The organism is Pedobacter segetis (genome assembly GCF_016623585.1).
GTDB classification, from domain to species: Bacteria; Bacteroidota; Bacteroidia; order Sphingobacteriales; family Sphingobacteriaceae; genus Pseudopedobacter; species Pseudopedobacter segetis.
In genome coordinates, this window is the sequence record NZ_JAEHFY010000026.1 from 1 (window position 1) to 11,111 (window position 11,111).

Below are 11,111 nucleotides of genomic sequence, written 5' to 3' on the forward strand. Positions count from 1 at the left end.
GGATCTTACCCTAAGCGGAGTTTAGGGGATGTCACCCTGAGCGAAGTCGAAGGGGCGTTGGGCTTTATGCTTCGACTCCGCTCAGCATTACTACGGCTCTGTTCAGCATGACTTTCGGCTCCGCTCAGCATATCAATCTGAGCGGAGTTTAGGGGATGACCTGCGGCTTTGATGGACAGAATTTAAGATTCCAATAACATGATTTACTGCCTTGTTTAGGAATAAAATGCCTTAGCTAACAAGAAAAAAATATTACAAGAAAATCATTAAATGAAAAAAATATTCATCATTCTATTTCTCTTTATCAGTTATTCTGGCTTCTGTCAGATACCTGATTTAGAGCGAGTAGAACCTATGTTCTGGTTTACTAAAATGCACAATCCAAAATTGCAGCTTTTGGTACACGGAAAAGATATTGCAAGCCACAAAGTAAAACTGAATTACCCGGGAGTGCAGTTGGTAAAGGTTAATAAGGTAGAAAGCCCTAATTACCTTTTCTTAGATTTATTGGTATCCCCATTTGCAAAGGCCGGGGAATTTACCATCAATTTTACCGAAAAGGGTAAAAAAAGCTTGAGCTATAATTACCGATTAAAAGATAAAGAGAACAGCCCCAACCGCATACAAGGCGTTACGCAAAAAGATTTTATTTATTTATTGATGCCAGATCGTTTTAGCAATGGCGATACAAGTAACGATGTTGTTAAGGGTTTAAAAGAAGCTACCGTAAACCGTGATAGTATGTATTACCGCCATGGTGGCGATATACAGGGCGTTATCAATCACTTAGATTATTTGAAAGATTTAGGGGTTACCACCATTTGGATGACACCCGAAATAGAAAACGATATGCCGCAAGCTTCTTATCATGGTTATGCGGTAACCGATCATTATAAAATAGACCCTCGTTTTGGCACCAACCAACTTTATAAAAAGTATGTAGAAGATTGCCATGCAAAGGGTTTAAAAGTGATTAAAGATATTGTTCATAACCATATTGGTTCTAACCATTGGTTTTATAATGATTTACCGATGAAAAATTGGCTAAACCAATGGCCTGTTTATACGCAGACTTCTTATCGTGATCAGCCGGTTATGGATCCACATGCTTCTGAAGCTGATAAAAAGAAAATGCTTGACGGTTGGTTTGTGCCTACCATGCCCGATTTGAACCAACGCAATCCTTATGTTCAAAATTATTTAACGCAAAACCATATCTGGTGGATAGAATATGCCGGGATTGATGGTTTGCGCCTAGATACCTACCCTTATAATGATCCCGAGTTTATGGCAGATTGGGAATTAAAGCTTCATGCAGAGTTCCCTCGTCTATCTATTTTTGGTGAAACGCTGGTTTCTTCTGTTGCCAGTCAAGCATTTTTTACTGGCGGAAATACAGTTAACCGTGGCTTTGATACCCATTTGCCAGGCGTTACCGATGCAGTTTTAAAAGATGCCATTTACGAAGGCTTGAACGGTAAAAACGGTTGGGTAGATGGGATCAATCGCATTTATGCAACCTTGGCGCAAGATTTTCTTTATAAAAACCCAAACAACAATTGCATCTTTTTGGATAACCATGATATGAGCCGCTTTTACGCTATGGTAAACGAAGATTTTGCTAAATATAAAATGGGCATCACAATGCTATTGACCATGAGGGGCATCCCAGAAATGTATTATGGTACAGAGATTTTGATGAAAAATTATGCTAACCCAGATGGTTTGGTTCGTTCTGATTTTATGGGAGGTTGGGCAACTGATAGTTTAGATAAATTTACCGAAAAAGGGCGCACCCCTAAAGAAAACGAAGCATTTGATTACGTGAAAACATTGGCCAATTATCGGCAAAAAAGTGAGGCTTTGCAAAGCGGTAAATTGATGCAATATGTGCCAGAGAACGATTTATATGTGTATTTAAGGTATATCCCAAATCGTCCAAAAGGTACAGTAATGGTTGTTATCAATAATACAGAGAACAATAAAACCTTAGATACCGCAAGATTTGCAGAGCAGTTAAAAGGGATCACAAAAGGCAAGGATATTTTTACCGGTAAGATAGCAAACATCAATCAATTACAAATACCTAAAATGAGCGCAACAGTTTTAGAACTTAATTAATCTAAAACAAACAAGATATAATGGAAAAACATATAGAAATAAAAGCCTTACTGTTTGATTTGGATGGCGTGTTGGTAGATACGGCTGTTTATCATTACCAAGCTTGGCTGCGTTTGGCAAAAACAATGGGTTTTATCTTTACCGAAAAGCAAAACGAAGAACTAAAGGGCATTAGCCGTATGGATAGTTTAGATAAGATTTTACGTTGGGGTAACGTAGCTAAAAGCGATACCGAAAAACAAGAATTAGCCACAAGAAAAAACGATTGGTATGTAGAATTGATCAATAAAATGACCGAGGAAGAATTATTGCCCGGAGCCGTTGATTTTTTGAAAGCGGCACATAAAGAAGGTTATCAGATGGCCTTGGGATCGGCAAGTAAAAACACAAGCATCATTTTAAAGAACACAAAGATTGCCCATTTTTTTGATGCGATAGTGGATGGAAATAGCGTTTCAAAATCTAAACCAAACCCAGAGGTTTTTTTAAAAGGAGCAGAATTGTTGAACGTTAAACCCAATCAATGTATCGTTTTTGAAGATGCCGAAGCAGGAATTGAAGCCGCAAAACGTGGTGGTATGAAAGCGATAGGAATTGGCGATAAAAATATATTATTACGGGCAAATAAAGTGGTTAATGGCTTAAATGAATTAACCATCAAAGATTTAAAAGAATTATAAATGTTTAGGAGATAAGAGGTCTCATATCTCATATCTCACATCTCTATACTAAGCAATGAAAGATTACATTAAAAAACACGAGTGGAACATTATCGAAGAAGGTTTTGATCCACATTTCAATAAAATATCAGAAAGTATTTTTAGTTTGGGAAATGGCCGCATGGGCCAAAGGGCAAATTTTGAAGAAACTTACACTGGCGAAACCCTAAGCGGAAATTACATTGCAGGCGTTTACTATCCAGATAAAACCCGTGTGGGATGGTGGAAAAACGGTTATCCAGAATATTTTGCAAAAGTACTGAACGCTGCCAATTGGATAGGGATTAAAGTGCAAATTGGAGATGAGGTTTTAGATTTGGCAAAAGCAACCGTTAACCAATTTACAAGAGTTTTAAATATGCAAGAAGGCTATTTAGAACGTAGTTTTACCGCAGAACTAGCTAGTGGCAAACAGCTAAAAGTTAAAGCAACACGTTTTTGCAGCATTGCCGATGATGAAATTGCTGCCATAAAATATAGCATAACGCCTTTAAATTTTGATGCCGATTTTACGCTTGTTCCATTTATTGATGGCGATGTAAAAAACGAGGATAGCAATTATGATGAGAAGTTTTGGGATTTTGTTATCGATGAAGTTTCTAACAACGAGGCGTATTTAACCTTGAGAACTAAAAAAACTGATTTTGAGGTTTGTACGGGAAGTTTTATCCAAATATATAATGTAGGTAAACCTGTTGCTTTTAAATCTGAAATTATAAAAAAGGATAAATATGTTGCACAGAAAATAAATATATCGGCAAAGAAAAATCAAGAAATAAGCTTGATCAAGGTTGTCGCAAATCTTTCGTCCCAAAATTACGCTAAAGAAGAGCTTTTAAGCCAAACAAAAATTGCTGTTTCAAAAGCTTCGGCTAAAGGATTTGAGCAATTAAAGCAAGAGCAAAAAGAAGCTTGGGCCAGCAAATGGCAAGAAAGCGATATTGTTATTGATGGGGATGTTGCTGCTCAACAAGCCATTCGTTTCAATATTTTCCAACTTTTTCAAACCTATACTGGTAAAGATGATAGGCTCAATATAGGGCCAAAAGGTTTTACGGGGGAAAAATATGGAGGCTCTACCTATTGGGATACAGAAGCTTATTGTGTGCCTTTTTATTTGGCAACCGCACCGCAGCAAGTCAGCAAAAATTTATTGATCTATCGCTACAAACAATTGGATAAAGCGATTGAAAACGCTCAAAAATTAGGTTTTACAGATGGTGCGGCATTATTCCCGATGGTTACCATGAATGGTGAGGAATGCCATAACGAGTGGGAAATTACCTTCGAGGAAATCCATAGAAACGGGGCAATTGCTTTCGCTATTTATAACTATATACGTTATACTGGCGATGAAAGCTATTTATCAGAATATGGCCTAGAAGTTTTGATTGGTATTGCCCGTTTTTGGAAACAACGTGTAAACTGGAGCAAAGCAAAAAACAAGTTTGTGATGTTGGGTGTTACAGGGCCAAACGAGTACGAAAACAACGTTAATAACAACTGGTACACAAATGTTTTGGCAACTTGGTGTTTAAAATATACCATTAAAGCAGCTCAAATTGTAGAAAAAGCCCGCCCTGCCCTGTATAAAAACATCGTACAAAAATTAAAATTCGATAAGCAAGAATTTTCTGATTGGGCTTCAATTATAGATCACATGTATTACCCAATTGATACCGAAAAAGGGATTTTCTTACAACAAGATGGTTATTTAGATAAAGAACAGGTTTTGGTAAAAGATTTGCCAAAATCGCAAAGGCCGATCAATCAAAAATGGAGTTGGGACCGGATTTTAAGATCTTGCTTTATCAAACAAGCCGATGTTTTACAAGGGATTTATTTCTTTGAGGATGATTATGATCTGGCAACCATCAAACGAAATTTTGATTTTTATGAACCCCGTACCGTTCATGAAAGCTCGCTTTCGCCTTGTGTTCACAGCATTTTGGCTGCCAAACTAAACAACGAAGCAAAAGCTTACGAGTTTTATTTACGCACCGCCCGTTTAGATCTAGACGATTATAACAACGATACCGAAGACGGTTTGCACATTACCTCTATGGCAGGCACATGGATGAGCGTGGTTGAAGGTTTTGCGGGGATGCGTGTAAAAGATGGGCAATTGCATTTCGACCCGTTTTTACCAAGCAATTGGAAATCTTTTTCTTTTAAGGTTAATTTTAGGGGTACAAATCTCAAAATTAAAATCAGCGATAAAAGTTTCCAGATAGAGAACAACCACGATAGGGATTTAAAAATTTCTGTTTATGGGCAAAACCATGTTTTAAAGGGCTTAAAAACTTTAGAAGTAGATAATAGGGAATTAGTTTAATAAGATGTTTTTAAAATCGGTAAAAATGCGGGCAAAAATAATTTCGGCTAAAAATAGTTTCAGCAAAAACTTATCTGCGTTTTTTTTATTGATGATATTACCAACTTTAATTTTCTCTCAAACAAAATCTAAAATAATGGGCGATAAAAAAATAGTGATCTATCAATTGCTCCCACGCCTTTTTGGCAACACAAATACCACCAACAAAACTTACGGCTCTTTAGAAGAAAACGGCACCGGGAAATTTAACGATATTGATGAAAAAGCCCTAAACGGTTTAAAAGAACTAAGCGTAAACTATGTTTGGTACACAGGCATTATTGCCCACGCAAGTTTAACAGACTATTCTAAATTTGGTATCCCTAATAGTGATGCCGATGTGGTTAAGGGCATTGCCGGATCGCCCTATGCCATTAGAGATTATTATGATGTGGATCCAGATCTGGCCGTAAACGTACCTAACAGGATGCAAGAGTTTGAAAACTTAGTTCAAAGAACACATGCAGCCGGCTTAAAGGTAATTATTGATTTTGTACCTAACCACGTGGCCAGAGGTTATCATTCTAACGTAAAGCCAAAAGGTGTTGAAGATTTTGGCGAGAATGATGATACCACAAAAAGCTTTAGCCCAAAGAATGATTTTTACTACCTAAACGGCCAAAATTTTATGGTCCCGGATATTGATAAGGTACCAAACCCAACAGATTCTTTAAAAGATTACCAATTTAACGAGAGCCCTGCAAAGGCAACCGGCAACAATTCTTTTTCGGCAAAACCAAAAGACGATGATTGGTACGAAACCATCAAGCTTAATTATGGGGTAGATTATCAAAACGGAGAAAAAACCTATTTCGATCCTATTCCTCCGGTTTGGGTAAAAATGAAGGATATTTTGGTGTATTGGAGCAAAAAAGGGGTAGATGGTTTCCGTTGTGATGTGGCAGAAATGGTTCCGGTAGAATTTTGGCAATGGATGATACCTCAAGTAAAAAAAGAAAAGCCCGATCTGATTTTTATCGGCGAAGCCTACAACCCCAAAGTTTACAGCCAATATTTAAACCAGGGTGGTTTTGATTATCTGTATGATAAAGTGGGATTGTACGACGCGTTAAAAAAACTCATCAGAAACCAACCTGATGCCGATGTGGCAGCTATTTCACAAGCAAAAAATGAGGTGCAAGGTTTTGATGATAAAATGTTGCGCTTTTTAGAAAACCATGATGAAGAACGCATCGCATCAAAGGGTTTTGCAGGAGATGCCAATTTTGCTTTGCCTGCCATGGTGGTTACCGCAACCTTGGGCAAAAGCCCTGTGATGGTTTATTTTGGGCAAGAAGTTGGCGAGCCGGCAAAAGGGATAGAAGGTTTTGGCAAGGATGATAACAGAACAACGATCTTCGATTATTGGGGAGTTCCAAATCATCAAAAATGGATGAATAATGGTTTGTTTGATGGTGGTCAGCTTGATGAAAATCAAAAAGATTTACGAGAATTTTACAAAAATCTCCTAAAAATAAGTTCACAGAACGAAGCCATATCTAATGGCGATTTTTATGAAGTTCCACAACAAGAAATCAATAATAACAGGGTTTATGCTTATTTCAGATACACCAATGATCAAAGATTGCTGATCATCTCAAATTTTAACAGAACAGAAAGCTTTGAAGGGAAAATTAACCTTCCTTCTATTGTTTTAAATAATAACCAGCCCAAAAACCCAGTTGATTTATTGTCTAATAAAAATTTAGAAATGCCTGCGGGCGATGCTTTGAATATAAAATTAGCACCAAATTCTTCACAGATCATTCAATTTTAAATCGTTAAAGATGAACTTAAAAACCGCCTTTCAAAATCCTAAACTTTCGTTGATACAGATCATCAACATGAGTGTCGGTTTTTTTGGGATCCAATTTGGATGGGATCTGCAAAGGGCAAATATGGGCCGTATCTACGAGGGTTTGGGGGCAAACCCAGATCAAGTGCCGCTTTTGTTTTTGGCCGCACCGCTTACAGGTTTATTGATCCAGCCCATTATCGGGTATTTAAGTGATCATACTTGGCACCCAAAATGGGGCAGAAGAAGACCATATTTTATGGTGGGTGCAATCATTAGCAGTATAGCATTGATATTTATGCCCAATAGTGGCACATTATGGATGGCAGCAGGTTTACTATGGGTTTTAGATGTTTTCGGGAACGTTTCTATGGAGCCTTTTAGGGCATTTGTAACCGATAAATTGCCAGATAGCCAAGTAAACCGTGGTTTTATTATGCAAAGCATGATGATTGGTTTGGGTGGTAGCGTGGCATCTGCATTGCCATGGTTAATGAAGAACGTTTTCCATTTAACAAATACCGCAGCAGAGGGATTCATCCCAGAAAACGTGAAATATTCTTTTTACATCGGTGCTTTTTTCTTCCTTGCGGCCGTTTTATGGACAGTTTTTACCACTAAAGAATATCCTCCCACAGAAGAAGAACTAAATAACCAGAAATTAGAAGGCAAAAAAGGTTTCTTGGGCGGTGCTAAAGATATTTTTAAGGCTTTAGCCGATATGCCAAAGCGGATGCAGATTGTTTCTTTGGTACAGTTTTTTACATGGCCGGGTTTGTTTCTGATGTGGTTTTATTATACCACCGCGGTAGCCGTAAACGTATTTGGCGGCACCAATGCCAGCGATCCAATTTACGCCGCAGGGGCAGATTTTGGAAGTTTAACATTGGCGTATTATAGTGTGGTTACTTTTTTGTTTGCTTTGGTGCTGCCCATTATTGCCGATAAACTGGGAAGAAAAACCACCCATGCCTTATGCTTGCTTTGTGGTGCGATAGGTTTGATAAGTGTGGCTTGGGTAACAGATAAAAATATGCTCTATTTATGTATGACAGGCGTTGGGATTGCTTGGGCAAGCATTTTATCTATGCCTTATGCCATGTTGAGCGGTTCTTTGCCAAAAGCTAAAATTGGCATTTACATGGGGATATTCAATTTCTTTATTGTATTGCCAGAGATCATGGCTTCTTTGGGTTTTGGTTGGCTCATGAGAAATGTGTTAAACAATGATCGACTTTTAGCGGTGCAATTAGGTGGAGCACTAATGGTTTTAGCAGCCTTAATCTGTTTTATTTTTATTAAAGAACCAAAAACGACCGATAAAATAGTAACAGCAGAGCTAGAAATTGAAGAAGGAAGAGCAATCTAGTTTTTTATCGCGTTAACGATAGGAACGACAGCTTTTTTTGCCCTAGCCTTAATGCAGGTAGCAAAAAAACTATAGTGTATAGCGTAGCCTGTCCCGAATTCATTTCGGGATTAAAGCGCCCAGATTTTTTTTAAGAATAGTTGTAATCATCAACCCATAAAATTATAAACATGAAAAAGATATTCTATTTATTTTTGATCAGCATTAGCTTAACCACCGCTTGTAAAAAAGATAATGGAGGGTCTGGAGGGACTTTGCCAAGCCCGCCAACCGCAGATTTACCATCTGGTGCAAAAGACGGTGTAGCCTTTATTAATGGAGGCAAATCTGCAATTATCACTTTGATAGCCCCCAAAAAAACATCTGTTTCTGTAATTGGGGAGTTTAACAATTGGCAAACCAATTTAAACCCGATGCAATTATCAAAAGATGGCAAAACATGGTTTGTGCAGATTGATGGCCTAAACCCCGATACGGAATATGCTTATCAGTTTGAAATTGATAATAAATTACGGGTTGCCGATCCTTATTGCGAAAAGGTTTTAGATCCCGATAACGATAAATATATCGGCACAAGTACCTATCCTAATCTTAAAGCGTACCCAACTGGCAAAACATCTGGTATTGTAAGTGTAATGCAAGCCAACCAACCGGTTTATACCTGGAAGAACACCAATTTTACCCGGCCTGCAAAAAACAACTTGGTTATTTATGAGCTATTGGTTCGCGATTTTACTGCCGATCATAACTACGCATCAACTTTAACTAAATTAGATTATCTAAAAAATATGGGTATAAATGCCATTGAACTGATGCCCGTAAATGAGTTTGAGGGGAATTTAAGTTGGGGCTATAACCCGTCTTTTTACTTTGCGCCAGATAAATATTACGGTACAAAAACTGCGCTCCAAAATTTTATTGATGAATGCCACGGGAAAGGCATAGCCGTAATCTTAGATATGGTTTTAAACCACTCTTTTGGGCAATCGCCAATGGTACAAATGTATTTTAGCAATGGCGCACCAACTGCAGATAGCCCTTGGTTTAACACGGTAGCAAAGCATCCTTATAATGTAGGTTTCGATTTTAATCATGAAAGCCAAGAAACTAAGTACTTCAGTAAAAACGTAATGAAATTTTGGATGCAGCAATACAAAATTGACGGTTTTAGGTTTGATCTTTCCAAGGGCTTTACCCAACACCAATCATCAGACGATGCAGGTTTTGCAGCTTACGATGCCAGCCGTGTAGCTATTTGGAAAGATTATCACAACTTTATAAAAAGCGTGGACGATAATAATTTTTACACCATTTTAGAGCATTTTGCCGATACCAAAGAAGAGACCGAACTCACAAATGACGGGATGATGGTATGGAATAACCTTAATTACAACATGAACGAAGCTACCATGGGCTATTTGGGCAAATCGGATTTTTCTTGGGGTTTTTACACCAACCATGGTTTTGCAAAACCAGAAGGGGCGGTGTCTTACATAGAAAGCCATGATGAGGAGCGTTTAAATTTTAAAAACATTACCTATGGGAATGCAAGCGGCAATTATGTGATCAAGAATAATTTGCCAACTTCGTTAAAGCGAGAAGAATTGGCGGCAGCGTTTTTCTTTGCGATCCCTGGTCCCAAAATGGTTTGGCAATTTGGCGAGCTAGGTTACGATATCAGCATAGATCAAAACGGGAGAACAGGGGAAAAACCCATTAAATGGGAATATTTTCAAGACCCCAACAGAAAGGCTCTTTACGATGTTTATAGTAAAATGATCAGTCTGAAAGAAAACAATGCCATTTTTAACACTACTGATTTTAATTCTAACCTAAGCGGAGCGGTAAAATATATTAAACTAAACAGTGCGGATAATAACGTAATTGTTGTAGGCAACTTTGATGTTGTGCCACAAAAGGCTTTGGTAGATTTTGGTTCTTCTGGTAGTTGGATAGATGCTTTTGGCAACGCTATCAATCTAAATACCAATATCTACGATGTAACTTTAGCACCCGGAGAATACCATGTTTACAGTAAAACAGCTTTAAAATAGAAATAGCGATATTTTTTAGGTTTTTATTTTATTGAATTGATAAAAATAGATTTGTATTGTTGTAATTTTTTAAATGATTAGCTACATTGCATTTTACTGTTTTATATTTCGATGGATTCCTCACTTTGGAAGCAAATTAAATCTGGCAATGCAATAGCTTTTAAAACCGTTTACCAAAACAGTTATCAGGATTTGTACGCTTTTGGATTTAGGGTTACCGCCGATAAAGAAAAGGTAAAAGACTGCATCCATGAAATGTTTTGCGAGATCTGGCAAAAAAGAAATACCATTAGCGATGTAGAGAACATCAGAAGTTACCTAAAAACCTATTTAAAAAGAAAGCTTTTAAAAGATTTGGTAAATGATCATCAAAGCTTAGAAATATCAGATTTTGATCAATTGCCAATTGGGCAGCAACATTCTTACGAGTATCTGTTGATACAAAGCCAAACAGACTCAGAATCTAAGGATAAAATTTACCACGCCCTCAATCAACTCACTTCCTCCCAAAAAGAAATCATCAACCTAAAGTATTTTGAAGGTTTTTCTTATGAGCAAATTGCAGATTTATTAGAATTAAGCACCCGCACCATATATAATCATGTTTATGAGGCCTTGTGCAAACTTAAAAAACACCTTAAATAAGTAATCCCACTTCTCTTTTAATCGTTTTTTTAAA

At 37.5% G+C, this 11,111-nt stretch carries 7 protein-coding genes; all 7 read left to right on the forward strand.

The window, feature by feature from the left end:
• Positions 1-270 precede the first annotated feature (270 nt).
• The 7 genes from I5M32_RS14980 to I5M32_RS15010 all read left to right on the forward strand — a co-directional run bounded on the left by I5M32_RS14980 (position 271) and on the right by I5M32_RS15010 (position 11,077).
• Positions 271-2,121 (forward strand): glycoside hydrolase family 13 protein, encoded by a 1,851-nt coding sequence (locus I5M32_RS14980; protein ID WP_200587790.1) that lies wholly within the window; start codon positions 271-273, stop codon positions 2,119-2,121.
• Positions 2,122-2,141: 20 nt separating this feature from the next.
• Entirely contained in the window at positions 2,142-2,801 is a 660-nt protein-coding gene (pgmB, locus tag I5M32_RS14985) for a beta-phosphoglucomutase (RefSeq protein WP_200587792.1), read from the forward strand.
• A 55-nt stretch (positions 2,802-2,856) separates the two neighbouring features.
• Positions 2,857-5,175 carry a glycoside hydrolase family 65 protein gene (locus I5M32_RS14990; RefSeq protein WP_200587793.1) on the forward strand — a complete coding sequence of 773 codons (2,319 nt, stop codon included), beginning with the start codon at positions 2,857-2,859 and terminating at the stop codon, positions 5,173-5,175.
• 136 nt (positions 5,176-5,311) lie between these two features.
• On the forward strand, positions 5,312-6,991 hold the full coding sequence (locus I5M32_RS14995; RefSeq protein WP_234461981.1) for an alpha-amylase family glycosyl hydrolase: 1,680 nt from the start codon (positions 5,312-5,314) through the stop codon (positions 6,989-6,991).
• A 10-nt stretch (positions 6,992-7,001) separates the two neighbouring features.
• Positions 7,002-8,378, forward strand: coding sequence for an MFS transporter (locus tag I5M32_RS15000; RefSeq protein WP_200587795.1), 1,377 nt, complete (start codon positions 7,002-7,004; stop codon positions 8,376-8,378).
• Between the two features lie 170 nt (positions 8,379-8,548).
• The gene (locus I5M32_RS15005; RefSeq protein ID WP_200587797.1) at positions 8,549-10,432 is read left to right on the forward strand and encodes an alpha-amylase family glycosyl hydrolase; all 1,884 of its coding nucleotides are present in this window, start codon (positions 8,549-8,551) and stop codon (positions 10,430-10,432) included.
• Between the two features lie 111 nt (positions 10,433-10,543).
• Positions 10,544-11,077 carry an RNA polymerase sigma factor gene (locus I5M32_RS15010; protein WP_200587800.1) on the forward strand — a complete coding sequence of 178 codons (534 nt, stop codon included), beginning with the start codon at positions 10,544-10,546 and terminating at the stop codon, positions 11,075-11,077.
• Positions 11,078-11,111 lie beyond the last annotated feature (34 nt).

Excerpts from the sequence above, each read along its gene's own strand:
- I5M32_RS14980 (WP_200587790.1), top strand. The coding sequence starts at position 271 with ATGAAAAAAATATTCATCATTCTATTTCTCTTTATCAGTTATTCTGGC.
- I5M32_RS14995 (WP_234461981.1), top strand. The coding sequence starts at position 5,312 with ATGGGCGATAAAAAAATAGTGATCTATCAATTGCTCCCACGCCTTTTT.
- I5M32_RS15000 (WP_200587795.1), top strand. The coding sequence starts at position 7,002 with ATGAACTTAAAAACCGCCTTTCAAAATCCTAAACTTTCGTTGATACAG.
- I5M32_RS14990 (WP_200587793.1), top strand. The coding sequence starts at position 2,857 with ATGAAAGATTACATTAAAAAACACGAGTGGAACATTATCGAAGAAGGT.
- pgmB (WP_200587792.1), top strand. The coding sequence starts at position 2,142 with ATGGAAAAACATATAGAAATAAAAGCCTTACTGTTTGATTTGGATGGC.
- I5M32_RS15010 (WP_200587800.1), top strand. The coding sequence starts at position 10,544 with ATGGATTCCTCACTTTGGAAGCAAATTAAATCTGGCAATGCAATAGCT.
- I5M32_RS15005 (WP_200587797.1), top strand. The coding sequence starts at position 8,549 with ATGAAAAAGATATTCTATTTATTTTTGATCAGCATTAGCTTAACCACC.